Source organism: Streptomyces sp. NPDC050617 (assembly GCF_040654795.1).
GTDB lineage: Bacteria > Actinomycetota > Actinomycetes > Streptomycetales > Streptomycetaceae > Streptomyces.
In genome coordinates this window covers 123,362-149,746 of sequence record NZ_JBFAIS010000018.1, presented here as the reverse complement: position 1 = coordinate 149,746, position 26,385 = coordinate 123,362, and the positions used below count along the sequence as shown (strand labels likewise).

Annotated in this window: 19 protein-coding genes; 3 read left to right on the top strand and 16 right to left on the bottom strand. The window is 71.1% G+C overall.

Going from position 1 to position 26,385, the window contains the following annotated elements; genetic code table 11:
- Positions 1 to 23: 23 nt before the first annotated feature.
- The 5 genes from cimA to AB0I49_RS23820 form a co-directional block, all read right to left on the bottom strand.
- The gene (gene cimA, locus AB0I49_RS23840; protein WP_363229065.1) at positions 24 to 1,655 is read right to left on the bottom strand and encodes a citramalate synthase; all 1,632 of its coding nucleotides are present in this window, start codon (positions 1,653 to 1,655) and stop codon (positions 24 to 26) included.
- A 479-nt stretch (positions 1,656 to 2,134) separates the two neighbouring features.
- Positions 2,135 to 3,463, bottom strand: a complete 1,329-nt coding sequence (locus AB0I49_RS23835) for an MFS transporter (RefSeq protein WP_363229064.1) — start codon at positions 3,461 to 3,463, stop codon at positions 2,135 to 2,137.
- Between the two features lie 90 nt (positions 3,464 to 3,553).
- Entirely contained in the window at positions 3,554 to 4,648 is a 1,095-nt protein-coding gene (locus tag AB0I49_RS23830) for a protein TolB (protein WP_363229063.1), read from the bottom strand.
- Positions 4,649 to 4,858: 210 nt separating this feature from the next.
- Complete coding sequence (locus AB0I49_RS23825; protein WP_363229062.1) at positions 4,859 to 5,944, bottom strand: branched-chain amino acid aminotransferase; 1,086 nt, start codon at positions 5,942 to 5,944, stop codon at positions 4,859 to 4,861.
- A 404-nt stretch (positions 5,945 to 6,348) separates the two neighbouring features.
- Positions 6,349 to 7,389, bottom strand: a complete 1,041-nt coding sequence (locus AB0I49_RS23820) for a 3-isopropylmalate dehydrogenase (protein WP_363229061.1) — start codon at positions 7,387 to 7,389, stop codon at positions 6,349 to 6,351.
- A gap of 130 nt (positions 7,390 to 7,519) precedes the next feature.
- Here AB0I49_RS23820 and AB0I49_RS23815 point away from each other — a divergent pair, with 130 nt between their 5' ends.
- Entirely contained in the window at positions 7,520 to 9,133 is a 1,614-nt protein-coding gene (locus tag AB0I49_RS23815) for a metallophosphoesterase family protein (RefSeq protein ID WP_363229060.1), read from the top strand.
- 76 nt (positions 9,134 to 9,209) lie between these two features.
- Here the strand turns inward: AB0I49_RS23815 and AB0I49_RS23810 are convergent, their stop codons facing one another.
- Complete coding sequence (locus tag AB0I49_RS23810) at positions 9,210 to 9,341, bottom strand: hypothetical protein (RefSeq protein ID WP_363132195.1); 132 nt, start codon at positions 9,339 to 9,341, stop codon at positions 9,210 to 9,212.
- 348 nt (positions 9,342 to 9,689) lie between these two features.
- Here AB0I49_RS23810 and AB0I49_RS23805 point away from each other — a divergent pair, with 348 nt between their 5' ends.
- Positions 9,690 to 10,319, top strand: a complete 630-nt coding sequence (locus tag AB0I49_RS23805; RefSeq protein WP_363229059.1) for a Uma2 family endonuclease — start codon at positions 9,690 to 9,692, stop codon at positions 10,317 to 10,319.
- 68 nt (positions 10,320 to 10,387) lie between these two features.
- On the opposite strand, the gene pruA is transcribed toward AB0I49_RS23805, so the two are convergent.
- A complete protein-coding gene (pruA, locus tag AB0I49_RS23800; RefSeq protein WP_363229058.1) occupies positions 10,388 to 12,019 on the bottom strand; it encodes an L-glutamate gamma-semialdehyde dehydrogenase in 1,632 nt (543 codons plus the stop codon).
- A 68-nt stretch (positions 12,020 to 12,087) separates the two neighbouring features.
- Positions 12,088 to 13,014 carry a proline dehydrogenase family protein gene (locus AB0I49_RS23795; protein WP_363229057.1) on the bottom strand — a complete coding sequence of 309 codons (927 nt, stop codon included), beginning with the start codon at positions 13,012 to 13,014 and terminating at the stop codon, positions 12,088 to 12,090.
- 268 nt (positions 13,015 to 13,282) lie between these two features.
- Between AB0I49_RS23795 and AB0I49_RS23790 the strand changes: the two genes are divergently transcribed.
- Complete coding sequence (locus tag AB0I49_RS23790; protein ID WP_363229056.1) at positions 13,283 to 14,521, top strand: helix-turn-helix domain-containing protein; 1,239 nt, start codon at positions 13,283 to 13,285, stop codon at positions 14,519 to 14,521.
- Between the two features lie 61 nt (positions 14,522 to 14,582).
- Here AB0I49_RS23790 and AB0I49_RS23785 read toward each other — a convergent pair whose 3' ends face one another.
- The 8 genes from AB0I49_RS23785 to AB0I49_RS23750 all read right to left on the bottom strand — a co-directional run bounded on the left by AB0I49_RS23785 (position 14,583) and on the right by AB0I49_RS23750 (position 26,264).
- Entirely contained in the window at positions 14,583 to 14,777 is a 195-nt protein-coding gene (locus tag AB0I49_RS23785) for a ferredoxin (protein WP_363229092.1), read from the bottom strand.
- A 38-nt stretch (positions 14,778 to 14,815) separates the two neighbouring features.
- On the bottom strand, positions 14,816 to 16,033 hold the full coding sequence (locus AB0I49_RS23780) for a cytochrome P450 (protein ID WP_363229055.1): 1,218 nt from the start codon (positions 16,031 to 16,033) through the stop codon (positions 14,816 to 14,818).
- Positions 16,034 to 16,296: 263 nt separating this feature from the next.
- The gene (locus AB0I49_RS23775) at positions 16,297 to 17,244 is read right to left on the bottom strand and encodes a PRC and DUF2382 domain-containing protein (RefSeq protein WP_363229054.1); all 948 of its coding nucleotides are present in this window, start codon (positions 17,242 to 17,244) and stop codon (positions 16,297 to 16,299) included.
- Between the two features lie 273 nt (positions 17,245 to 17,517).
- The gene (gene serA / locus AB0I49_RS23770) at positions 17,518 to 19,110 is read right to left on the bottom strand and encodes a phosphoglycerate dehydrogenase (protein ID WP_363229053.1); all 1,593 of its coding nucleotides are present in this window, start codon (positions 19,108 to 19,110) and stop codon (positions 17,518 to 17,520) included.
- A gap of 383 nt (positions 19,111 to 19,493) precedes the next feature.
- On the bottom strand, positions 19,494 to 20,492 hold the full coding sequence (gene ilvC, locus AB0I49_RS23765) for a ketol-acid reductoisomerase (protein ID WP_363229052.1): 999 nt from the start codon (positions 20,490 to 20,492) through the stop codon (positions 19,494 to 19,496).
- Between the two features lie 108 nt (positions 20,493 to 20,600).
- Positions 20,601 to 21,125 carry an acetolactate synthase small subunit gene (ilvN, locus tag AB0I49_RS23760; protein ID WP_363229051.1) on the bottom strand — a complete coding sequence of 175 codons (525 nt, stop codon included), beginning with the start codon at positions 21,123 to 21,125 and terminating at the stop codon, positions 20,601 to 20,603.
- Between the two features lie 50 nt (positions 21,126 to 21,175).
- Positions 21,176 to 23,074, bottom strand: coding sequence for an acetolactate synthase large subunit (locus AB0I49_RS23755; protein ID WP_363229050.1), 1,899 nt, complete (start codon positions 23,072 to 23,074; stop codon positions 21,176 to 21,178).
- A 205-nt stretch (positions 23,075 to 23,279) separates the two neighbouring features.
- Positions 23,280 to 26,264 (bottom strand): EAL domain-containing protein, encoded by a 2,985-nt coding sequence (locus AB0I49_RS23750; protein ID WP_363229049.1) that lies wholly within the window; start codon positions 26,262 to 26,264, stop codon positions 23,280 to 23,282.
- Positions 26,265 to 26,385: the final 121 nt, after the last annotated feature.

Genomic DNA, 26,385 nt, shown 5'->3' with positions numbered 1-26,385 from the left:
GCTCCCCCCTTACCCCGCGCGGCTCACTCCCGCGGCTCGACCCCCGCGCGCCGCAGCCCGTAGGCGTACGCGTCGTCCAGCGCCTGCCACGACGCCGCGATCACGTTCTCGGCGACGCCGACCGTCGACCACTCGCCGCGCCCATCGCTGGTGGAGACCAGCACCCGCGTGATCGAACCGGTGCCCTGGTGACCCTCCAGGATGCGGACCTTGTAGTCGACCAGCTCGAACTCCGCGAGCTGCGGATAGATCCGCTCCAGGCCGACGCGCAGCGCCCGGTCCAGCGCGTTCACCGGCCCGTTGCCCTCGGCGGTCGCCACCAGCCGCTCGCCCTTGGCCCACAGCTTCACGGTCGCCTCGTTGGCGTGCGTGCCGTCGGGGCGGTCCTCGACGATCGCGCGCCAGGACTCGACCCGGTAGTAGCGCGGCGCGCTCCCCTCCTTCCCCTTCTGGAGCTCCTCGCGGAGCAGCAGCTCGAAGGAGGCGTCGGCGGCCTCGTACGTGTAGCCCGCCAGCTCCCGCTCCTTGACGCGCTCCACGACCCGGCCGACCAGCTCACGGTCGCCGCCGAGGTCGATGCCCAGCTCCTTGCCCTTGAGCTCGATGGAGGCGCGGCCGGCCATGTCGGAGACCAGCATCCGCATGGTGTTGCCGACCCGCTCGGGGTCGATGTGCTGATACAGGTCGGGGTCGACCTTGATGGCCGAGGCGTGCAGCCCGGCCTTGTGGGCGAAGGCGGAGACGCCGACGTAGGGCTCGTGGGTGGAGGGGGTGAGGTTGACGACCTCGGCGATGGCGTGCGAGATCCGGGTCATCTCCTTCAGCCCGCCCTCCGGCAGCACCCGCTTGCCGTACTTGACCTCCAGGGCGGCGACGACGGGGAACAGGTTGGAGTTGCCGACCCGCTCGCCGTAGCCGTTGGCCGTGCACTGCACATGGGTCGCGCCCGCGTCCACGGCCGCCAGCGTGTTCGCGACCGCGCACCCCGTGTCGTCCTGGGCGTGGATGCCCAGCCGCGCGCCGGTGTCGGCGAGCACGGTCCGTACGACCGCCTGGACGTGGGCGGGGAGCATGCCGCCGTTGGTGTCGCAGAGCACGACGACCTCGGCGCCGGCCTCGTGGGCGGCGCGCACGACCTGCTTCGCGTACCCGGGGTTGGCGTAATAGCCGTCGAAGAAGTGCTCGCAGTCGACGAAGACGCGGCGGCCCTGCCCGCGCAGGTACGAGACGGTGTCCCGGACCATCGCGAGGTTCTCGTCCAGGGTGGTGCGCAGGGCGAGTTCCACGTGCCGGTCGTGCGACTTGGCGACCAGGCAGACGACCGGGGTCCGGGCGTCGAGGAGCGCCGCGACCTGCGGGTCGTCCTCGGCCCGTACGCCCGCCTTGCGGGTGGCGCCGAACGCGACGAGCCGCGCGTGCTGGAAGTCGATCTCTTCGCGCGCCCGCTGGAAGAACTCGGTGTCCCGCGGGTTGGCGCCCGGCCAGCCCCCCTCGATGAAGCCGACGCCGAAGTCGTCCAGGTGGCGGGCGATGGTCAGCTTGTCCGCGACGGTGAGGTTGATGCCCTCACGCTGCGCGCCGTCGCGCAGCGTGGTGTCGAAGACGTGGAAGGCGTCGTCGGGCGCGTCCTGTGCGTCCTTCTGTGCGTCCGTCATGCTGATGTGACTCCTGTCGGGATCTCGGTCTACCGGAATGACCGGCTCCACCGTCTCCCTGCGCCCTCCGCGCCGATCGCCTCCGGCGGGGTGGGTGCCGGGAAACGAAAAAACCTCTCGCGGGTGCGAGAGGTCTGCGCGCGGGTCTTGAGACACGGTTTCCGCGCCGTACTCGGGTGGTACGGGGCGGTCACTGCGGACCGGCGCGCCTGCTGCCAATAATCATGGCGAACGAGAGCACGGTGCGATGGTGGCACAGCTGTCCAGCGCCGCGCCGGTCCGTCTCACCATCCGGTCAGAGATCCGCCCTCAAACGCCGGGCAGGCTGATTTCCATCCAACCAGCCGCACGCAATCCATCCCGCCATCAGCGACCGGCACGCACGCAATCCAGCCCGGCCGGCGATTGAGGGCATCCCTGGCACGGCGCCGCAGCGAACCGCGTACCCGAACAAGCCCGGCCGGCGATTGAGGCCATGGTCAGGCCCGTTCGGGGACCGTGGAAGCCGACGGCTCCATCGACTCGGCCGGCCCCCGGCCGACCCGCTTCAGGTCGATGTCCCTGGTCTCGCGCATCGTGAGGTAGACGATCAGCGACACCGCCGCGCACCCCGCCACGTACCAGTAGAAGCCCGACTCGATGCCGCCCTTCTTGAACCAGAGGGCCACGTACTCCGCCGTGCCGCCGAAGAGCGCGTTGGCGATAGCGTACGGGAGGGCGACGCCCAGGGCCCGTACGCCCGTCGGGAAGAGTTCGGCCTTCACACAGGCGTTGATCGAGGTGTAGCCGGTGACGATGACGAGCGCGAGGAGGGCGAGGCCGAGCGCGGGCCAGAAGGAGCCGGCGTGCTTCAGCAGCGTCATGATCGGCACGGTCAGGAAGGTCGAGCCCACCGCGAAGGTGATCAGCAGCGGCCGCCGGCCGATGCGGTCCGAGAGGGCGCCGGCCAGCGGTTGCAGGCACATGAAGAGGAACAGCGCGACGAAACTGACGAGGGACGCCGTCGGCTTGGCCATGCCCGCGCTCTTGGAGAGGAACTTGGTGAGGTAGGTCGTGTACGTGTAGTACGCGACCGTGCCGCCCATCGTCAGCGCGATCACCAGGAACGCCTCGCGCTTGTGCTTCAGCAGCGCCTTGATCGTGCCGCGCCGCGCGACCTCGGCCGCGTCGTCCTCGTCCTCCTCGTACACCTCCGTCTCCAGCAGGTTGCGGCGCAGGTAGAAGACGATGGCGGCGCCGACGGCGCCGACGATGAACGGGACGCGCCAGCCCCAGCTGTGCAGCGAGTCCTCGGACATGGTCCGCTGCATGACGATCTGCAGGCCGAGGCCGACGAGCTGGCCGGCGGTCATGGACACGTACTGGAAGCTGGAGGCGAAGCCGCGCTTGCCGGGCGCGGACGCCTCGGTGAGGTACGTCGCGCTGGCCGCGTACTCGCCGCCGACCGACAGCCCCTGGAGCAGCCGGGCAACCATGAGGACGGCGACGCCGCCGTAGCCCGCGACCGCGTAGGTCGGGGCCACCGCGATGAGGATCGCGGAGGCGGACATCAGCGTGACGGTCAGGGTGAGAGCGGCCTTGCGTCCCTTGCGGTCACCGATCCGGCCGAGCAGCCAGCCGCCGACCGGTCGCATGAAGAAGCCGACGGCGAAGATCCCCATGGTGTTCATGAGGTTGGCGGTGTCGTTGCCCTTGGGGAAGAACGCGTCCGCGAAGTACACGGCGAACGTCGCGTACACGAACCAGTCGAACCACTCGACCATGTTGCCGGCCGAGCCGACCCAGATCTTCTTCCAGTGCTGTCCCATGGTCGATCACGGTGGCGGAGCGGGCCTGTCCACGACAAGAGTCCGGTCGGCAACGATCACGCTTCTTTACGCGTGCCGCACCATGCGTGCCTACCGCAGCCGCCGCACGAAGACGTCCGCGAAGCCGTTGGTGTCCCCCGGCACGAGGTCGTCGGCCCCGGACCCGAAGGCGAGGCTCCCGGCGTGCGCCGACAGCGACCCCGGACCCGCCGAGGCGGGGGCGTCGACCACGGTCCGGTCGCGGCCGGAGCGCAGGTCGCGCAGGTGGAGTTTGGACGCGCTGTCCGCATACAGGAGCCGGCGTCCGTCGGGGCTCAGGGCGCGGGCCTGTACGCCGGGGAGCCGGACCGTACGGCCGGTGCGCAGGTCGTGTGCGTACGCGTCCGGGCCCGCGTTGTACGCGACGGTGCGCGCGTTGCCGCTGAGCTGGACGAGGCTCGCGGGGGCGGCGTCCTGGGAGCCGTCGATCTGCTGGAGCCGTCCCGTGCGGAGGTCCTTGACGACGATGTCGTCGGTGTCGGCGCCCTCGCCGAGGCGGCGGTGGGTCTGGTAGGCGATCGTCTCGCCGTCGCCGCTGATGGACCCGTCCGTCATGTCGAACTGTTCCGGCGTCGGTTCGTGGCTCGCCTTGATGTTCTCGCCGGTCTTCCGGTCGCGGACGTACACGGCTCTGGGGTCTGCGGGGTGGTGCGGCTTGTCGGTGTAGGCGGCGTAGCGGCAGTCATCGCTGAGCGAGGTGAGGGTGGAGCCGCCGCGCGCCTGGCCGAGCACGTCCCGCTTGCCGGTCTTCAGGTCGTGGACGATGCCCTGGATGTCGTGGCCGCCGTAGTCGTTGAAGCCGACGCAGCTCGCGTCGGCGCTCATGCGCAGCCCGTACAGGCCGTCCCGGACGAAGGTGAGCGTGCCGGTGCGCAGGTCCTTGACGAAGGTGTCGGGGAACGGCGAGTTCGGGTCGGGGGTCAGGTTGGTGGCGCGCGAGGAGAAGGCGACGTACCGCCCGTCCGCGCTGATCACGCCCCCGCCCGACGCGGCGTCGCCCTGGGCGCCGTCCGCGGCGACGCTGGCTCTGACCGTACGCGGATGGCGCGTGACGTCAGTATCCGCAGCGGCCATGGCGGGCAGGGCGGCCACGGTGAGCGCGCCCGCCAGGGCCGTACCGAGTGCCGCTCGTACAGCGATGGACATGATTCCCCCCGGAACACGCGAATCCCCCGGCCCTGCGCCGAAGGCCCACGGGGATGCAACCGCACCACGAGCGAGCCGGTCAATGCGACCGAATGCGTACAACCCGGCCCCGTGATCGCGGGTCCGCGAAGGCGTCGGGGCGCGGGTCATCGCGAAAGGGCCGCCCCGGCGCTGTGGGGACGGCCCTCGGGTCGCGGTGTCGGCCGATCGTCAGCCCAGGGGGTGCATCCAGCCATGGGTGTCCTCCGCGGCGCCGGTCTGGATGTTCAGCAGGGCTTCGCGGAGCTTCATGGTGACCTCGCCGGGGGTGCCGTCGCCGACGGTCCAGTCGGCGCGGGCGGACTTGACGGAGCCGACGGGGGTGATGACGGCGGCGGTGCCGCAGGCGAAGACCTCGGTGAGGGTGCCGTCCGCGTTGCCGGCCTTCCAGTCGTCGGTGGAGACGCGGCCCTCGCCGGCCTCGTACCCGAGATCGGCAGCGATCTTGAGCAGCGAGTCGCGGGTGATGCCGGGCAGCAGCGAGCCGGTCAGCTCGGGGGTGACGATCTTGTTCCCGTACACGAAGTACAGGTTCATGCCGCCCATCTCCTCGACCCAGCGGCGCTCGATCGCGTCCAGCCAGACCACCTGGTCGCAGCCCTGCTCGGCGGCCTGCGCCTGCGCGACCAGGGAGGCGGCGTAGTTGCCGCCGGTCTTCGCGGCGCCCGTGCCGCCGGGGGTGGCCCGCACGTACTCCTCGGAGAGCCAGACCGAGACCGGCTTCACACCGCCGGAGAAGTAGGCGCCGGCCGGCGAGGCGATCACGATGAAGAGGTATTCGTTGGCGGGCCGCACGCCCAGCCCGACCTCGGTGGCGATCATGAAGGGGCGCAGGTAGAGCGATGCCTCGCCGCTGCCGGGCACCCAGTCCTTGTCCTGCTTGACGAGCGCGTCGCACGCCTCGATGAAGGTCTCGACGGGAAGTTCCGGCATGCCGAGGCGGCGGGCGGAGGACTGGAAGCGCTCGGCGTTGGCATGCGGGCGGAAGGTGGCCACGGTGCCGTCCGGCTGACGGTACGCCTTGAGCCCCTCGAAGATCGTCTGCGCGTAGTGCAGCGTCATGTTGGCGGGGTCCATGGAGAGCGGCGCGTACGGCACGAGCTGTCCGTCGTGCCAGCCGCGGCCCTCGGTCCAGCGGATCGTCACCATGTGGTCCGTGAAGAACCGGCCGAATCCCGGCGCCGCCAGGATGCGCTCCCGCTCGGCGTCGGACAGCGGGTGCGAGGAGGGCTTGAGCTCGATCGTGGGCGTCGTCATGAGTGGTAGTCCTTCACAGTTTCAGATGTGGTGGACCGCGCTCACTCCGTCCCGGTACTGCTAGGACGTCCGAGCTTCCCCTCAATACCGCGGCCCCACGTCCGATTATCGCTCGGGTGGGGCCGGGGACGGAAACGTGTGCGCGGCCTGGGGTCGATGGTCGCACCCAACCGCGCGGTAGCACAGCGGCGGGAGCTAGGCCCTGTCGTCGAACCCCCGCCGTTCGCCCGGAGGGCGGGCCCCGCGTCGTCTGGTGCGTGCTCTCGCAAGGCGGAGGGTCATCCCTGTACTGGGCGTACCGGGATGAACCCGACAACGCGGCGAGAGTGCGTGCCAGGCGGCGCGGGGCAGGCGCGGGTTCGACGACAGGGCCTTGCCCGTCGCTGTGCGGTGTGCGGCGGGCGTCAGCCCGCTACTCGTGCGCTGAGCGCGTCGCCGATCTCCTCCGTCGTACGGGCGGAGCCGTCCCGCGCGGCGAGGTCGTCCGCGACGGCGGCCTCGATCCGGACGGCCTCGGCCTCGAAGTCGAGGTGCCGCAGCAGCAGGGCGGTGGACAGCACGGTGGCCGTGGGGTCGGCCTTGCCGGTGCCCGCGATGTCCGGGGCGGAGCCGTGCACCGGCTCGAACATCGACGGGAAGTCGCCGCCCGGGTTGATGTTCCCGGACGCGGCGAGCCCGATGCCGCCGGTCACGGCGGCCGCGAGGTCGGTGAGGATGTCGCCGAAGAGGTTGTCGGTGACGATGACGTCGAACCGCTCGGGCTGCGTGACGAAGAAGATCGTCGCGGCGTCGACGTGCAGATAGTCGGTGGTGACCTCGGGGTACTCCGCGCCCACCGCGTCGAAGATCTTCTTCCACATGTGGCCGGCGTGGACGAGGACGTTGTTCTTGTGAACCAGCGTCAGCTTCTTGCGCGGACGGGCCTTGGCCCGCTCGTACGCGTCGCGCACGACGCGCTCCACTCCGTACGCCGTATTGACGCTGACCTCGGTGGCCACCTCGGCGGGGGTCCCGGTGCGCAGCGAGCCGCCGTTGCCCGTGTACGGGCCCTCCGTGCCCTCCCGCACCACGACGAAGTCGATCTCGGGGCGGCCGGCCAGCGGGGTGGCCGTGTTGGGCAGCAGCTTCGACGGACGCAGGTTGACGTAGTGGTCGAAGGCGAAGCGGAGCTTGAGGAGGAGCCCGCGCTCCAGCACGCCGGAGGGGACGGACGGGTCGCCGATCGCGCCGAGCAGGATCGCGTCGTGGTTCTTCAGCGACTCCAGGTCGGCGTCGGGCAGGGTCTCGCCGGTGGCGTGCCACCGCTTGGCGCCGAGGTCGTACTCCTGGGTCTCCAGCTTCACGTCGGAGGGGAGGGCGGCGGTGAGGACCTTGAGGCCCTGGGCCACGACTTCCTGGCCGATACCGTCACCGGGGATCACTGCGAGGCGAATGCTGCGAGACATACCGGGACCCTACTCCCGCGTCCCGCCGGTTGACATGGGTCGTCCACTATCCGGACAGGCCGTCGTCCGGTCGGCTGGCGTTCACCCGCAGTACGCATGGAGGTCGGGCTTCCCTGACACGTTGTGATGCATGGAGACACCACGGTTCGGCATACCCGACCATCTCGCGGCGCGTATGACGATGCCCGAACAGCACGAGTACCTGCGGACGAAGCTCACCCGGCGCGGCATGCTGCGCGCGGGCGCCGCGAGCGCCGGGGCCGTCGCGGGCGCGGGCCTGCTGACCGGCGGCGCCAACGCGTACGCCGCACAGCCGGCCGCCGCCTCGGCCCCCTCGCCCACCCTCCTCACCTCGTCCGCCACGACCAAGGTGAGCGGCCATCTCGTCGCGCCGTTCGGCCGGCACCTCGCCTTCGGGGCCGACCCCAGGACGCAGATGCGCGTCTCCTGGCAGGTGCCGTTCGCGGTCAGGCGCCCGTTCATCCGGATCGGGCTCAAGCCCTGGGACCTGAGCCACAAGATCCAGGCCGAGGTACGGGACCTGCACACGCCCGCCCTGTCGAAGAAGCAGCCCGCCGTCGACCAGGTCTATCTGCACGCGGCGCTGGACCACCTGCGCCCCGGCCGCACGTACTACTACGGCGTCGGCCACGACGGCTTCGACCCGGCGCACCCGCGGAACTTCTCCTCCATCGGCACCTTCACCACCGCCCCGGCGCGCGCGGAGAAGTTCACCTTCACCGCCTTCGGCGACCAGGGCGTCACCTATGACGCGCTCGCCAACGACCAGCTGATCCTCGGCCAGAACCCGGCGTTCCATCTGCACGCCGGCGACATCTGCTACGCCGACCCGTCCGGCTCGGGCCGCACCAGCGACGTCTACGACGCCCGCGTATGGGACCAGTTCCTGGCGCAGACCGAGACGGTCGCGGCGCGCGTCCCGTGGATGGTGACCACCGGCAACCACGACATGGAGGCCTGGTACTCCCCGCACGGCTACGGCGGCCAGAACGCTCGCTGGACGCTGCCGGACAACGGCATCGACCCGGTGGACGTTCCCGGCGTGTACTCCTTCGCCTACGGCAACGTCGCCTTCGTGGCTCTGGACGCCAACGACGTCTCGTACGAGATCACCGCCAACACCGGCTACACGGCGGGCCGCCAGACCAAGTGGCTCGACCGGCGCCTCGGGCAGCTGCGGGCGCAGCGCGGCATCGACTTCATCGTCGTCTTCTTCCACCACTGCGCCTTCTCGACGACCAATTCGCACGCCTCCGACGGCGGGGTGCGCGACGCGTGGGTGCCGCTGTTCGAAAAGCACCAGGTGGACCTGGTCATCAACGGCCACAACCACGTGTACGAGCGCACCGATGCCATCCACCGCGGCAAGGTCTCCAAGAAGGTCCCGATCGGCGAGACGGTCGACTCCACGCGCGACGGCATCGTGTACGTGACGGCGGGCGGCGCGGGCAAGTCGCTCTACGACTTCCCGGTGGCCGACAGCTACGAGGGCCACGTCGCGGACCTCGACAGCGTGCCCACCTACCACTGGGTCAAGGGCGGCGGCAAGGACAAGGAGACCGTGGAGTGGTCGCGCGTCCGCTACACCGGTTACTCCTTCATCGCCGTCGAGGTCGAACCGGGCCACCGGCCGCGGATGCGCGTGACGACTCTGGCGGAGAGCGGCGGCCGACTGGACCACTTCGACGTGGTACGCGGCCACGGGCACGGCCGGGGCCACTGAGCGGTACCGGTACGTCCGCGCGCAAGGGGCCGGCTCTCCTCCACCCGGAGGGGCCCGGCCCCTTTTTCAGCGCCTGTCAGTGCCCGGTGACCCCGCCGTTGTCGCGGCGGTCGAGTGCGCGCTGAAGCGCGGCGGCGGCGTTCTTGCGGTCGGCGTCATCGGCGGCACGGGCGATACGACGGGTCCTGCGGACAGCGGTGTCGGCCATGATTCACGTCTCCTCTTACTGAACCCCGAGGGAAAAGGTCGGTCGAAGATCGGATGAACGCCGGAGGGGCGGGGGCCTCGGCACAGCAGGGGTCACCTGCGCACGCGCACCGGGCCACAACCGCCATCGCCCGATGGGACGAGACGTCGGCTCCTACAAAGTTAAGCCAGGATCACCGTGCTGTCTGCACAATTACTTGGGCTTCCTACTATCTGAGACGGCTCGGTCACTCGATCAGATGATCTGCCGCCGATCACCGGCCGCCGGACCGTCGCTCCCCGCACCGTGGCGGTGTCGCTTGTGCCGCCAGGCCGCCGACGCCCACACTTGAGGAGGAGGTGCTGCACCATGACCGCTCTCGCATACGAGACGCCCGAGGCCGCGATGCCCGGACCTGATCTGGACGAGGCCCTGTGGCAGGCATGGAAGACCATGGAACTCCCCGAGGGCTTCCGCGCCGAGATCGTTGAGGGGTTCATCGAGGTGTCGCCCACGGGCCGTGTGTCTCACAGTCAAGTCACCAACCGGCTTCGCCGCGCCATGGACAAGTTCCTCGGCGAGAACGAGTACGCCGCCTACCAGGACACGAATGTCGTGCACCACCGGAAGGTCTGGATTCCCGACGTCCTCATCGCCCCCGAAGACCTCGGCGAGGTCGAGGCCGAGGACGGCATCGCCGTCGAGGCTTCCGCCGTCCAGTTGATCGCCGAGGTCGTCTCGCCCGGTCACGACAGCACGCAGCGCGACCGGGTCCGTAAGCGCCGGGCCTGCGCCCGTGCCGGCATCCCCGTCTACGTCCTTATCGACGATCACGACGGTCACGGCACCGTCACCGTGCTCTCGGCCCCCTCCCCCGCCGAAGCGGTCTACGCCGCCGAGACCCGCGTCCCGTACGGCACGGAGGTGACCATTCCCGAAGGCCCCGCCAAGGGCTTCGTCATCGGCGAAGAGATCACCGGACCGCCGCGTAAGGGTTAACCGACACACGGACGGCCCGGCACCCCCGAGCGGGGTGCCGGGCCGTCCGTGCGCGGCAGCGAAAAACGTCAGCCCATGTGCGGGTAGCGGTAGTCCGTCGGGGCCACCTGGGTTTCCTTGATGGCGCGGGGGGAGGACCAGCGGAGCAGGTTGAACTTGGAGCCGGCCTTGTCGTTGGTGCCCGAGGCGCGGGCGCCGCCGAAGGGCTGCTGGCCGACGATCGAGCCGGTGGGCCGGTCGTTGATGTAGAAGTTGCCGGCCGCGAAGCGCAGCTTCTCGGAGACGGCGGCCACGACCTGCCGGTCCTTGGCGAGGACGGCGCCGGTCAGGGCGTACGCCGAGGCCGACTCCATCTGCTCCAGCATCGCGTCGAAGTCGCCGTCCTCGTAGACGTGGACCCCGATGACCGGGCCGAAGTACTCGGTCTTGAAGACCTCGTTCTCCGGGTCGGAGCAGGCGATCACGGTCGGGCGGACGAAGTAGCCGACCGAGTCGTCGTACGTGCCGCCGGCCACGATCTCGCAGGTGGCGTCGGACTTGGCGCGGTCGATGGCGGCCTTGTTCTTCGCGAAGGCGCGGTCGTCGATGACGGCGCCGATGAAGTTGGACAGGTCGGTGACGTCGCCCATCGTGAGGCCGTCGACCTCGGCCGCCAGCTCCTCCTTGAAGCCGTTTTCCCAGATGGAGCGCGGGATGTAGGCGCGCGACGCGGCCGAGCACTTCTGGCCCTGGTACTCGAAGGCGCCACGGGTGATGGCGGTCTTGAGGATCTTCGGGTCGGCGCTCGGGTGGGCGACGATGAAGTCCTTGCCGCCGGTCTCGCCGACCAGGCGCGGGTAGGACTTGTAGCCGGCGATGTTCTCGCCGACCGACTTCCACAGGTGCTGGAACGTCGCGGTCGAGCCGGTGAAGTGGACGCCCGCCAGGTCCGGGTGCGGCAGCGCGACCTCGGAGACCTCCTTGCCGTCGCCCGTGACGAGGTTGATGACGCCCTTGGGCAGACCCGCCTCCTCCAGGAGCTGCATCAGCAGGATCGCGGAGTGCGTCTGGGTCGGGGACGGCTTCCAGACCACCACGTTGCCCATCAGCGCGGGCGCGGTGGGCAGGTTGCCCGCGATGGCGGTGAAGTTGAAGGGCGTGATCGCGTAGACGAAGCCCTCCAGCGGCCGGTGGTCCATCCGGTTCCACACGCCGTTCGGCTGGACCAGCGGCTGCTCGTTCAGCAGCTCACGCGCGAAGTGCACGTTGAAGCGCCAGAAGTCGACGAGCTCGCAGGGCGCGTCGATCTCCGCCTGCTGCGCCGTCTTGGACTGGCCCAGCATCGTGGAGGCGGCGATCGTCTCGCGCCAGGGGCCGGACAGCAGCTCGGCAGCCTTGAGGATGATCGCGGCGCGGTCGTCGAAGGACAGCGCGCGCCAGGCCGGGGCGGCGGCCAGGGCCGCGTCGATCGCGTCCTGGGCGTCCTGGCGGGTGGCGTTGTTGTACGAGCCGAGCACGGCCTTGTGGTTGTGCGGCTGTACGACGTCGAACCGCTCGCCGCCGCCCATCCGCCGCTCGCCGTTGATCGTCATCGGCAGGTCGATGGGGTTCTCGGCCAGCTCCTTGAGCTTGGCCTCCAGGCGGGCGCGCTCCGGGGAGCCCGGGGCGTAGCCGTGCACCGGCTCGTTGTACGGGGCGGGGACCTGGGTCACGGCGTCCATGGTGGCCGTCTCCTTCGATCGGGGGTGTGAGGCGGGTGTGTGAAGCGGGTGTATCGGGTCTGTGGGGCTCAGCCGCGCGTGGCCAGCGAGCGCAGGAAGAACGTCAGGTTGGCCGGTCGCTCGGCGAGGCGCCGCATGAAGTATCCGTACCAGTCGGTGCCGTACGGGATGTACACCCGCATCCGGTGCCCCTCTGATACCAGCCGCTCCTGTTCCGCCGCCCGGATGCCGTAGAGCATCTGGAACTCGTACTCGTCCAGCTTGCGCCCGTAGCGGCGGCCCAGCTCCTGCGCGATGGCGACCATCCGCGGGTCGTGCGAGCCGACCATCGGGTAGCCCTTGCCCGCCATCAGGACCTTCAGGCAGCGGACATACGAGCGGTCCACCTCCCGCTTGTCCTGGAAGGCGACGGAGGCGGGCTCCTTGTACGCGCCCTTGACCAGGCGCACCCGCGAGCCTTCCCCGGCGAGCGCGTGGCAGTCCTCCTCGGTACGGAAGAGGTACGACTGGACGACGGCACCCGTCTTGGGGAAGCGCTTCCGCAGCTCGGCGAGGATCGCGAGGGTGGAGTCGACCGTGGTGTGGTCCTCCATGTCCAGCGTCACCGTGGTGCCGGCCTCGGCGGCGGCCTCGACGACCGGGGTGACGTTGGCGAGCGCGAGATCGTGGCCGCCGGAGAGCGCCTGGCCGAAGGCGGAGAGCTTGACGGACATCTCGGCGCGCGCGCCGAGCCCCTGGCCGGCCAGCGCCTCGGTCAGCGCCAGATAGGCGTCGCGGTTGCGGAGCGCCTCGGCCGGGTCGGTGATGTCCTCACCGAGGTGGTCGAGGGTGACCTCCAGCCCGCGATCGTTGAGCGAACGGACGACGGCCATCGATTCGTCCAGCCGCTCGCCGGCGACGAAACGGTCCACCACGGGGCGGGTGACCGGCGCGGCCGAGACGAGACGGCGGATGCTGTCGCTGCGTGCGGCGGCAAGGAGCACAGGACCCAGCACGGGCACCTCCACGTTATGTGCGCTTCCCGGACCCGGTCGAACGGCCGTTTCCGCAGGAAGACAGGTGTTGACGAATGCCGCGGCAACGCGTCGCGACGGCAAGGTGAGCCACCGTGAAATTTAAGTTTCATACGGGGTCGCGACCATCGACAGCTGTCACGCCTTCGTGTCCGGGATCTCAGACAGATGTATGAGAATGGGGAGTGGCGACGTGAGGCGGACGGGGCGCGGGCGTCGCAGTGGGGCATGTGAGAGGAGTCATGGCGGAATGCGCGGGGACTATCAGCAGCTCGTGGACGAGATCTCGGCGGCGCTGGGCGCCCCCGCGACGCTGGAGGACCGGGACTTCGCGCTGATCGCCTTCGGCGCGCACGACAGCGACGACGACCTCGATCTGGTCATGGACCCGGTCCGCACCCGCTCGATCCTCCAGCGCCGGTCCACGGCGGCGGTGCGGGCCTGGTTCGAGGCGTTCGGCATCTCCCGCGCGCAGACCCCGCTGCGGATTCCGCCGGACCCGGCGGCCGGGGTGTTCCGCGGCCGCATCTGCCTGCCCGTACGCCACCGGGGCGTCGTGCACGGCTACGCCTGGCTGCTGGACGACGGCCACCTCGCCGACCTCGAACTCGGCGGCTCCGGCGCCCCGCCGGACCCGCGGCTCGCCCAGGCGATGGAGACGGCCGCCCGCATCGGCACGCTCCTCGCGGCGGAGGCGCGCGCCGGGCGCGAACTCGGCGAGCTGCTGCGCGACGTGCTCACCAGCGCCCCGGCCGGGCGGGACGCGGCGCGCGACGCCCTGCGGGGCGCGCTGCCGGAGTCGGCCGAGGGCCCGCTCGCGCTGGTGGCCATCACCCCGTGGGACCGGGAGGACCTGGACGCCGCGCCGCTGCCCAGCCTGCCGGGCGTCCTCGCCGCGTGCGCCGTGACGGAGTCCGGGGGCCGGCGGGCCGACGGCGCGGGGCGCGGTTCCAAGGACCGGGACACGGAGCCGGGCCCGGCCGCGGGGCTCGCGGCGCTGGTCCGGCTGCGGGCGCCGACCGCCCTGGACCCGGCGCGCGCGGCGGCCGAACAGCTGCTGCGCTCGCCGCGGGCGCACGGTTCGGGCGCGGGCGTCAGCGATCCGCGCCGGGGTCTGGCCGACGCGCCCGCCGCCTGGCGCGAGGCGCTCGCCGCGGCGCGCGCGGCGCGCGCGGAGGCGCGGTTCGGACCGGTCGCGGAGTGGGGCGGCGTGGGTCCGTACCGGGTGCTCGCGGAGCTGCCGGCCGGCGGGGCGGCGGACCGGGTGGTGCGGCCGCTGCTGGAGCGCTCGCACGCCGAACTGGCGCGCACGGCCGAGGTGTTCCTCGACTGCGCGGGGCAGGCGGGGCGCACGGCGGCGCAGTTGGGCATCCACCGGCAGACGCTCTACTACCGGCTGTCGAAGGTGGAGCAGCTCACCGGCCTCGACCTGGACGAGGGCGAGGACCGGCTGCTGCTCCACATGTCGCTCAAGGCGGCGCGGCTCTAGGGTGCGGCTGCCGGACGGGCGGTGTACCCGTCCGGCGGGCGCTTCCCCGGAACCGCGCCTGTCACACGTCGGTCAGAGAAATGGCTTGAACTGGACAGGCGCGCGCCGCTTCCCGCACCAGCGGGTCGCCCGCCCCGTCCTCCTTGCCGGGGAGCAGGGCGCTGAATCCGTCGTCGTCCTGGGTGAAGACGCCGGGCGCGGTCAGGGCGCACTGGCCGGAGCCGATGCACACGTCGGTATCGATGGTGATGCGCAAGGTCTGTGGTGCCTGATCGGTCATGCCACCGGACTTCCTTACCAGGTCACGGGTAGTGCGAACAGGCCCTGCAAGGTGTTGCCCGGCTTGATGGGCACCTGGTCCGCGGGGACGTCGAGCCGCAGGGTCGGGAAACGGGTGAGCAGGGCGGTGAGCGCGATCTCCAGTTCGGCGCGGGCCAGGTTCTGCCCGAGGCACTGGTGGACGCCGAACCCGAAAGCCACATGGTGGCGCGCGGAGCGGCGTACGTCGAGCCCGTCGGGGTCCTGGTACGTGCCCTCGTCGCGGTTGATCATCGAGGTGCTGAGGATGACGCCCTCGCCGGTCCTGATGACGCCGCCGCCTTCGAGCTCGATGTCCTCCAGGGCGACGCGCACCATGCCGTCGGCGATGGACAGGAAGCGCAGCAGCTCTTCCACGGCGCCGGGGATGAGCGTCGGGTCGGCGCGCAGCGCGTCGAGCTCCTCGGGGTGTTCGAGGAGCGTGTAGGTGCCGAGGGCGATCATGTTGGAGGTGGTCTCGTGGCCCGCGACGAGCAGGAGCAGGGCCATCATGACCAGTTCGTCGCGCTCCAGCTCGCCTCCGGCGAGCCGGTCGGCGATCAGTTCGTCGAGGAGACCGTCGCCCGGTTCGGCCTCCTTCTTCGCCACCAGGTCGAGGAGGTAGCTCTCCAGCTCGTGGCGGAACGCGTCGGCCTCAGGGGCCGTCTCGGCGGTGAGCAGCTTGCGGGAGCACTCCTCGAAGAAGTCGTGGTCGTCGTAGGGGATGCCGAGCAGCGAGCAGATCACCATGGACGGCACGGGCAGCGAGAACGCGGCGACGAGGTCGGTGGGTCCGCCCCGCTCGGCCATCGCGTCCAGCAGCCCGTCCACGATGCGCTGGATCTGCGGCCGCATGGCGGTGACGCGCTTGACGGTGAAGCTCGGGATGAGCATCCGGCGCTGCGTGGCGTGCAGGGGGTCGTCGACCCCGAGCAGCGGGATGACGACCGTGCTCTGGGACTCGGCCCGGGGCGCGATGACGGGGAAGGCCGGATTGCGCCGGTCGGTGGAGAGGCGATTGTCGGTGAGCAGGGCGCGGGCCTCGGCGTGGCCGGTGACCATCCACACCTCGCGCCCGTCGTAGAGCGTGGCGCGGTGCATGGCCCCCGCGGTCTTCAGCGGTCCGTAGTCAACAGGTGGGTGGTAGGGACACGTACGGTCGGCGGGGAACGGCGGCGTATGCGGCTCGATCGGTCGGGTGATGGCCTCGGTCATGGGACCTCCCAGGCGGTGCGACATGGTGTCCGCCTCCAGTCGAAGCCTCCTGGCCGAGATCGGCTATGCGTAGATCAGCCATGTTGCGTGCTGCCTGGGCAGTTGCGCCGTGCGGGGGTGGCCGGATACGGCGGCGGCCCCCGCGCCCGGCTCCGGCCCCAGGCACGGAAAGGCGCCGGACCCGGGCGCGGAAAGGTTCCGGAGCCGGGGCCCGATGCCCCGGTTCCGGAACCCGCCACCGGACCGGTCGCCCGTAGCGGCGGTCAGCGGTGGCGGCCGGAGTCGCCCGGCTCCTGGTGCTTGGACTTCAGGCCGTCGTCGTACTCGACCTCCTCCTTACGGACCTGGGCGCGCACCTCCTGCTGCCCGCTCACCTTCTTGGTGTCCATCCGCACCCGCTCCACGGGGACGGTCTCCTTGCGGACGACGGCGACCTCCTCGTGGAGGACGACCTCCGTCTCGCCGTTGGAGAGGTTCGCCGTACGGCCGGCGGTGCGGTCGCCCGGCTTGATGGCCTCGCGGTGGAGGGTGACCTCCTCGTGGCTCACCGGCACGGTCTGCGAGACGTCCTCGGTGACCACGTGCTTGCGCAGATGGGCCCGGCCGCTCTCGCGCTCCTCGGTGCCCCAGGTCACGCGCTCCTCGGAGAGGATCATCTCCTCGCCCTGGCCCTTGGCCGCGGCCGTGTCTCCGGCATATCCGGCGTCCCGGCCGCGCGAAGGGGCTCCGGCGCCGGCCAACTGGGCGGAGTCGGCGCGGCCCTGGGCGCTCTCGCCCGTACCGCGTCCGCCGCCGCCCGCGGCGCCGGCCATCCCCGCGGCGCCCGCGGCTCCGGCGGGCGCGGCGTGCCTGCCGTGCCCCGCCTCGCCCTGGCCTGCCCGGCTCTTGCCGCCCGGCGTCAGCCCGTAGTGCTGGTAGAGACGGTCCTCCTCGCCCGGATCGAGGTGCCCGTCGGCGTCGATCCTCGGCGCGTCCTTGATCGTGTCCTTGCTGTGGGGGACGCGCAGCTCGCCGTCCGCCTGTCGCGCCCCGGCGAGGGGCACGAACGTCTCCTTCGTCCCGAACAGGCCGGTGCGCACGGTGATCCACTCCGGGTCGCCGGTCCTGTCGTCTCGGTAGACCTGCTGCACCGAACCCACTCGGTGGCCGTCGGCGTCGACCACGCTCATGCCGGACAGGTCTCGTTGCGTTTCGCCGTGGGGTGCGGTCATGGCGACTCTTCTCCTTCCGCACGCTCCGACAGTTATGGGCGCGCTCTCCCCATTGCGCGCCGCCGCCACCCGGGCGGCGACTGCTGCACCCCCCGCGGCGCCGTCCGCCGGCCGCACAGCGGCTCCTTTGTGGGGCAGTCCCGAAAACCCGCCCGTACGCCCATTCGGGCGAATGGTTGACCGGTCACACAACTGGGCCCGGCCCCCGCCGAACAGCGGGGCCGGGCCGAGTCCTGCCGCAGCACGCCGGCGCGCACAGCGCCGACCTGCGGATCAGTCGTTCAGATTGACCGTACGGGCCGACGTCGCGCCGATCTCCACGGCGATCTCGGCGAGCACCGGCGCCGGGATCGACTCGTCGACGGTGAGGGCCACCAGCGCCTCGCCGCCCTCGCCCGACCGCGAGACCTGCATGCCCGCGATGTTGATGCCGGCCTCGCCGAGGATGCGGCCGACGGTGCCGACGACGCCCGGCCGGTCCCCGTACCGCAGGAAGGCCATGTGGTCGGCGAGGGCCAGGTCCACGTCGTGGTCGCCGACCGCGACGATCTTCTGGAGGTTCTTGGGGCCGGCCAGCGTGCCGGAGATGGAGACCTCGTCGCCGTCGGCGAGCGTGCCGCGCACGATCACCACATTGCGGTGCTCCGTGGACTCGCTGCTGGTCGTCAGGCGGACCTCGACGCCGCGCTCCTGCGCGAAGAGCGGTGCGTTGACGTACGAGACGGTCTCGTCCACGACGTCCTCGAACACGCCCTTGAGCGCGGAGAGTTCGAGCACCTTCACATCGTGCTGGGTGATCTCGCCGTACACCTCGACGTCGAGGCGGACCGCGACCTCGCCCGCGAGCGCGGTGAAGATCCGGCCGAGCTTCTCGGCGAGCGGCAGCCCCGGCTTCACGTCCTCGGCGATGACCCCGCCCTGGACGTTGACCGCGTCCGGCACCAGCTCGCCCGCGAGCGCGAGACGTACGGACTTGGCGACGGCGATGCCCGCCTTCTCCTGCGCCTCCCCGGTCGAGGCGCCCAGGTGCGGGGTGGCCACGACCTGGTCGAAGTCGAAGAGCGGCGAGTCCGTGCACGGCTCGGAGGCGTACACGTCCAGGCCCGCGCCCGCGACCCGGCCCTCCTTGAGCGCCGTCGCCAGCGCCGCCTCGTCGACGATCCCGCCGCGCGCGGCGTTGACGATCCGCACGTGCGGCTGGACCTTGTGCAGCGCGTCGTCGCCGATCAGGCCGAGCGTCTCGGGGGTCTTGGGCAGGTGCACGGTGATGAAGTCCGCGACCTCCAGCAGCTCGTCCAGCGTCAGCAGCTTGACGCCCATCTGCGCGGCGCGCGCGGGCTGCACGTACGGGTCGTACGCGACGATCTTCATGCCGAACGCGGACATCCGCTGCGCGACGAGCACCCCGATCCGGCCGAGGCCGACGACGCCCAGCGTCTTCTCGGACAGCTCGACGCCGGTGTACTTGCTGCGCTTCCACTCGCCGTTCTTCAGCGCGGAGTTGGCCTGCGGGATGTTGCGGGCGGTGGCCACGAGCAGACCGCACGCCAGCTCTGCGGCGGTGACGATGTTGGAGGTCGGCGCGTTGACGACCATCACGCCGGCCTTGGTGGCGGCGGCGACGTCCACGTTGTCCAGGCCGACGCCGGCGCGCGCGACGACCCGCAGCTTGCGGGCGGCGGCGATGGCCTCGGCGTCGACCTTGGTCGCGCTGCGCACCAGGATCGCGTCGACATCGGCGATGGCGGGGAGGAGTTCGGCGCGGTCCGCGCCGTTGCAGTGCCGGATCTCGAAGTCCGGGCCGAGGGCGTCGACGGTGGCGGGCGACAGCTCTTCGGCGATCAGTACGACGGGTTTCGTGCTCACGTGGTCATCAGTCCTCACTGGTCCTTTGCGGACGGCCGTCCCGACGGCCGAAGGCGGTGAAGGGGGGCGCAGCCGCGTGGAAGACGCACGACGCTGTGAGCCTGACGCGCTTGTTGCAGAGCAGTGTATCGGCGGTGCGGGATGCGTTTGGCCTACCCGGCCAAATCACTTGGACGTAGCGGTGCGCCGTACGAAACGCGCGTGCGCCCCGGAGCACGCGCCTACGGCCGGGCCCGCCGTATCGGCGCCGTGCGCACCGGACCGGGCACACCACGACGTACCCGCCGGCCCCCTCACCACATGGGTCCGCGCCGGGGCGGCGGGAGGTCCCGCCGCCCCGGCGCGCGCTGCGGCGCGGGTCCGCCGGACCCGCGCCGACGGCCTCAGGCCTCGTCGTCGACCCAGCTCATGAGCTTGCGGAGCTTCTTGCCGGTGGTCTCCAGCAGGTGGTCCTCGTCGGCCTTCTTGTACTCGTTGTACTTCGGCAGGCCGGCGTTGTACTCCGCCATCCAGTTCTTGGCGAAGGTGCCGTCCTGGATCTCGCCGAGGATCTTCTTCATCTCGGCCTTGGTCTGGTCGTTCACGATCCGCGGGCCGCTGATGTAGTCGCCCCACTCGGCGGTCTCGGAGATCGACCAGCGCATCTTCTCCAGGCCGCCCTCGTACATGAGGTCCACGATCAGCTTCAGCTCGTGGAGGCACTCGAAGTACGCGATCTCGGGCTGGTAGCCCGCCTCGACCAGGGTCTCGAAGCCCGCCTTGACCAGCGCGGACGCGCCGCCGCACAGCACGGCCTGCTCGCCGAAGAGGTCGGTCTCGGCCTCCTCGGTGAAGGTCGTCTTGATGACGCCAGCGCGGGTGCCGCCGATGCCCTTCGCGTACGAGAGGGCGAGCGCCAGCCCTTCGTCGGCCGGGTCCTGCTCGACGGCCACGATGCACGGCACGCCGCGGCCCTCCTCGTACTGGCGGCGGACCAGGTGGCCCGGGCCCTTCGGGGCGACCATGGCGACGGTGACGTCGGCGGGCGGCTTGATGAAGCCGTAGCGGATGTTGAGGCCGTGGCCGAAGAAGAGGGCGTCGCCCGCCTTCAGGTTGTCCTTGACGGACTCCTCGTAGACCTTGGCCTGGATCGGGTCCGGCACCAGGATCATGATCACGTCGGCCTCGGCGGCGGCCTCGGCGACGGGGACCACGCGCAGCCCCTGCTCCTCGGCCTTCACCTTGGACTTGGAGCCCTCGTGCAGCCCGACGCGGACGTCGACGCCCGAGTCGCGCAGCGACAGCGCGTGGGCGTGGCCCTGGCTGCCGAATCCCAGAACCGCGACCTTGCGGCCCTGGATGATGGACAGGTCGGCGTCGTCGTCGTAGAACAGCTCGGCCACTTCGGGTATCTCCTTGGAACTAGCTGGTTGCCCACACAGTACGTCGGGCTGGGGGTGGTGGGTTCGGGGGTCTCGCGATGCGGTCGGCGCGCCGCGGGACGGGGCAGGTCAGGCGCTGCGGTCCAGTGAGCGCAGGCTCCGGTCGGTGATGGAGCGGGCGCCGCGCCCTATGGCGATGGTGCCGGACTGCACCAACTCCTTGATGCCGAACGGCTCCAGCATCTTGAGCATGGCGGAGAGCTTGTCGGCGCCGCCGGTGGCCTCGATGGTGACGGCCTCCGGGGAGACGTCCACGGTCTTGGCGCGGAAGAGCTGGACGATCTCGACGACCTGGGAGCGGGTCTCGTTGTCAGCGCGGACCTTCACCAGCACCAGCTCGCGCTGGATCGCGGCGTGGTCCTCCAGCTCGACGATCTTGAGGACGTTGACGAGCTTGTTGAGCTGCTTGGTGACCTGCTCCAGCGGCAGCGTCTCGACATTGACCACGATGGTGATGCGGGAGATGTCGGGGTGCTCGGTGACGCCGACGGCGAGCGAGTCGATATTGAAGCCGCGGCGGGAGAACAGGGCGGCGATCCGGGCGAGGATGCCGGGGGTGTTCTCCACCAGGACGGAGAGTGTGTGCTTGGTCATGGGCTCGGTCTCTCTTCTTCTTCGGCCTGCTTCGGCGCGGTCCCGGCGGTTCAGTCGTCTTCGTTGTCGCCGAAGTCCGGGCGGATGCCGCGGGCGGCCATGACCTCGTCGTTGGAGGTACCGGCGGCGACCATCGGCCAGACCATCGCGTCCTCGTGGACGATGAAGTCGACGACGACGGGGCGGTCGTTGATGGAGTTGGCCTTCTCGATGACCGCGTCGAGCTGGTCGGGGCTCTCGCAGCGCAGCCCCACGCACCCCATGGCCTCGGCGAGCTTCACGAAGTCCGGGACGCGGGTGCCCTGGGTCTCGGCGGAGCTGCTGCCCACGTTGCAGCTGAGGCCGGCGTTGGTCTTGCCGTTGTGCAGGACGGTGTTGGAGTAGCGCTGGTTGTAGAACAGCGTCTGCCACTGGCGGACCATCCCGAGCGCGCCGTTGTTGATGATCGCGACCTTGATCGGGATGTTGTTCAGCGCGCAGGTGACCAGTTCCTGGTTGGTCATCTGGAAGCAGCCGTCGCCGTCGATGGCCCAGACCGTGCGGTCCGGCCGGCCGGCCTTGGCGCCCATGGCGGCCGGCACCGCGTACCCCATGGTCCCGGCGCCGCCGGAGTTGAGCCAGGTCGCGGGCTGCTCGTAGTCGATGAAGTGGGAGGCCCACATCTGGTGCTGGCCGACGCCGGCCGCGTAGATGGTGCCCTCCGGGGCCAGCTCGCCGACGCGCTGGATGACCTGCTGCGGGGAGAGGCTGCCGTCCTCGGGCAGGTCGTAGCCGAGCGGGTAGGTCTCGCGCCACCGGTTCAGGTCGCTCCACCAGGCCCCGTAGCGGTCCTGGGCGGCCGCCCCGAGGTGGTCCTCCTCGTGCTCGGCCTGGACGGCGACGACCAGGTCGGCGATGACCTCGCGGGCGTCCCCGACGATCGGCACGTCGGCGGCGCGGTTCTTGCCGATCTCGGCGGGGTCGATGTCCGCGTGCACGATCTTGGCGTGCGGGGCGAACGAGTCGAGCTTGCCGGTGACCCGGTCGTCGAAGCGCGCGCCGAGCGCCACGATCAGGTCGGCCTTCTGGAGCGCGGTGACGGCCGTGACCGCGCCGTGCATGCCGGGCATCCCGACGTGCTGCGGGTGGCTGTCGGGGAACGCGCCCAGCGCCATCAGGGTGGTGGTGACGGGCGCGCCGGTCAGCTCGGCGAGCACCTTCAGCTCGGCGGTGGCCCGCGCCTTCAGGACGCCGCCGCCGACGTAGAGCACCGGGCGCCTGGCCTCGCTGATCAGCCGGGCGGCCTCGCGGATCTGCTTGGCGTGCGGCTTGGTGACGGGGCGGTAGCCGGGCAGGTCGGTCTGCGGCGGCCAGACGAAGGTCGTACGGGCCTGGAGCGCGTCCTTGGCGATGTCGACGAGCACGGGGCCGGGGCGGCCGGTGGAGGCGACGTGGAACGCCTCCGCGATGGTCTTCGGGATCTCGGCGGCGTCGGTGACCAGCCAGTTGTGCTTGGTGATCGGCATGGTGATGCCGCAGATGTCCGCCTCCTGGAAGGCGTCCGTGCCGATCGAGGCGGAGGCGACCTGGCCGGTGATGGCGACGAGCGGGACCGAGTCCATGTGGGCGTCGGCGATCGGGGTGACGAGGTTGGTGGCGCCGGGGCCCGAGGTGGCCATGCAGACGCCGACCTTCCCGGTGGCCTGCGCGTATCCGGTGGCGGCGTGACCCGCGCCCTGCTCGTGGCGGACGAGGACGTGCCGGACCGTCGCGGAGTCCATCATCGGGTCGTACGCCGGGAGGATCGCGCCTCCGGGGATGCCGAACACGGTGTCGGCGCCGACCTCCTCAAGCGAGCGAATGAGGGACTGCGCGCCCGTGACGTGCTCGACGGCGGTGGGCTGCGCCCCGCCGGAACGGGCTCGCGGCTGCGGATGATGGGCCCCGGTGGCCTGCTCGGTCATCGACATTCTCTTCTCGAAGATGAGGGATTTGGGGGGATCTGCGAGGTGTCAGTGCAACAAAAAACCCCTCGTGCCGTGAGGCAAGCGAGGGGAGCGCGCCGGGAGGAGTCCGCAGGGCCTTTCGTGGAGGCCCTGCTCAGCCGACGCGCTTTCCAAGTACGAGAATTCGGGTGCGCATGGGACTGACCCTCTCCCTGTCGCCCCGAAAGTGTCAAGTGGGTGGGACGGGGGTCTCATTATGTGAGCGCAACGGCGGGTGCGCGAGCGACCCCGCGCCCCGCGAGACGCCGGCCCTGACCGGCAGCGGAGCACCGACCAGCGCGTGGTTCCGCTCCCCCGGCAGCTCGGTCCACAGCCCGCCCGGCACCGGGTAGTCGCCGCGCTCCAGGGCGCGCCGCAGCCGGTGCTCGTCGAGCGGCCCGGAGAAGGCCATGCCCAGTCCGTGCGTGCACCCCATGGCGCGCAGCGCGCAGACCTGCTCGGGCCGGTCGACGCCGTCCGCCACGGACTGGAGGCCGAGGTCGGCGGCGATCCGCAGCAGCCCGGAGGTGATCTTGTGCAGCCGGGCGGACTCGACGACGCCGTCGACCAGCCCGCGGTCCAGCTTGATCACGTCGATGGGCAGCCGCCGCAGCGCGCTGATGGCCGCGTACCCGCTGCCGAAGCCGTCGAGGGCGATCCGCATGCCGAGCCGCCGCAGCGCCACCAGGCGGTGCTCCAGCTCGTCCAGGGGCACCCGCGGGTCGCCCCCGGACAGCTCCAGGATCAGCGCGCCGGACGGCAGCCGGTGCCGGGTCAGCAGCGCCTCGACGCTCTTGGGCGGCAGCGCCTTGTCCATCAGCCGGCTCGCGGACAGCCGTACGAACACGGGCACGCTGTGTCCCGCGCGGTACCGCTGCGCGGCCTGCTCCACCGCCTCCTCCAGCATCCAGCGGCCCAGCTCCGCGATGCGCGCGCCGCCGCCCCCGCCCCGGCCGTCGTCGGCGGCCCGCATGAACTCGGCCGGGGTGAAGAGGATGCCCTGGGCCGAGCGCCAGCGGGCCTGGGCGCCCACCGCGGTGACGCGACCGCTGCCCAGCTCCACGACGGGCTGGTGCAGCAGGGCGAACTCGCCCTCGTGCAGCGCCGTGCGCAGCCGGGTGGCCAGCTCGGCGCGGCGCACCACGTCGGCCTGCATCTGCGGCGCGTACATCTCGACGCGGCCCTTTCCGGCCTGTTTCGCGCGGTACATCGCGAGGTCGGCGTTGCGCATCAGCTCGCCGGGGGTGGTGCCCGGCTCGGCGAAGGCGACGCCGATGCTGGCGGCGACGCGGACCTCCGTGCCCCCCTCGACCTTGTACGGCTGGGAGAGCCTCAGCCGCAGCCGGTCGGCGATCTCGTGCATGCGGTACTCGCGCGCCGCGTGGTCGCGGGTGCCGTCGCCCAGGATGAGCGCGGCGAACTCGTCGCCTCCGAACCGGGCCGTGCTGTCCCCGGCCCGTACGGACTCCTGGAGGCGACGGGCGGCGCTGACCAGCAGCTCGTCGCCTGCCTGGTGCCCGACGGTGTCGTTCACCGCCTTGAAGCCGTCCAGGTCGATGAAGAGCACGGCGGTGCCCGCGTCGGTGGCGCGGCGACCGCTCAGCGCCTGCTTGACCTTCCTCGTGAACAGCGCCCGATTGGGCAGGTCGGTCAGCGGGTCGTGCTCGGCGTTGTGCTGTAACTGCGCCTGGAGTCGCACCCGTTCGGTGACGTCCCGGCTGTTGAAGATGAGGCCGCCGTGGTGGCGGTTGATCGTCGACTCGACGTTGAGCCAGTCGCCGGTGCCCGACCGGAAGCGGCATTCGATACGGGTGTTGGGCTCCTCGTCCGGCGGCGCGGCGAGGAACCGGCGCACTTCGTGGACCACCCGGCCGAGGTCCTCGGGGTGTATCAGCGACGCCAGCTCGGAGCCCATGAGCTCGTCCGCGTCGCGGCCGTAGACGCCCGCGGCGGCCGGGCTCACGTAGCGCAGGATTCCCGTGGGCGCGGCGATCATGATGACGTCGCTGGAGCCCTGCACCAGGGAGCGGAAGTGGTTCTCCTTGTGGGCCAGCTCCTGGGTGAGGGAGATGTTGTCCAGCAGCATGATGCCCTGCCGGACCACCAGGGCCAGCACGACCGTGCAGCCGGTGAAGAGCACGACGCGGTCGATGCGGCGGCCGTCGAGGACGTTGTACAGGATGCCCAGGGTGCAGACGGCGGCGGCGAGATAGGGCGTGAGAGCCGCCAGGGAGCCCGCGATGGGCCGTCCGGAGTGGTGGGTCACCCGGCCCGGCGACGGAGGCTGCGCGGCCTCGTCGCGGGCCACCCACGGCGCGTACGCCATCAGCATGGAGCCGGCGAACCAGCCGGCGTCGAGGATCTGCCCGGAGCGGTAGTGCTCGCGCAGCAGCGGCGACGTGAACAGCGCGTCGCACAGCACGGTGAGGGCGAGCGCCGCGATGGCGGTGTTGATGGCCGAGCGGTTGGCGGACGAGCGGCGGAAGTGCAGCGCCAGCACCATCGAGACCAGCACGATGTCCAGCAGCGGGTAGGCGAGCGAGAGCGCCGCCTGGGCCACGCTCTCGCCCTGGAAGTGCGCGGTGTGGGCGAGCGCGAGGCTCCAGGACAGGGTGAGCAGCGAGCCGCCGATGAGCCAGGCGTCCAGGGCCAGGCAGACCCAGCCCGCGCGGGTGACCGGCCGCTTGGCGAGCACCAGCAGCCCGACGATGGCGGGCGGCGCGAAGAGCAGGAAGCAGAAGTCGGCGAGCGACGGGCTGGGCACGGGCTCCTTGAGCACGACCTCGTACCACCCCCAGACGGCGTTGCCGAAGCCGGCCATGCCGGAGGAGGCCGCGAACAGGAGCCAGGCGGGTCGAAAGCGGCTGCTGCGCCTGCGCCAGTACCAGAAGCAGGAGGCGGAGGCGAGCACGGCGGCGCCGCTGAGCCCGAAGTCGCCCATGGCCAGGGCGGCTTCGGGCGACCCCCAGCCGAATGCCGCGCCCGTGGCGTAACCGCCGCAGACGAGGGCGAGGAGGAGCTGCGGCAGCAGCCCCGTGCCGCCGCGCGCCGGCTGCCGGGGCAGCGCCACGCCTGATGCGGCGCTCACCGCGCGGCCGTCCCGCGTCGCGCGATCCGATCCGCCGCGCGGCAGAGTCGTGATGGGTGAACGCTGTGCGTCGGGTGGTTCGTCCATAGGCCGTGCATCGCCCGTCGCCCCCCTTGAGTTCCGGTCCTTCGCTGCCGCCGTACGGTGCTCGGCGCAGCCCCCGCTCGGGACGATACACCAGACTCGTCACTCAGGGACATAGCTTATC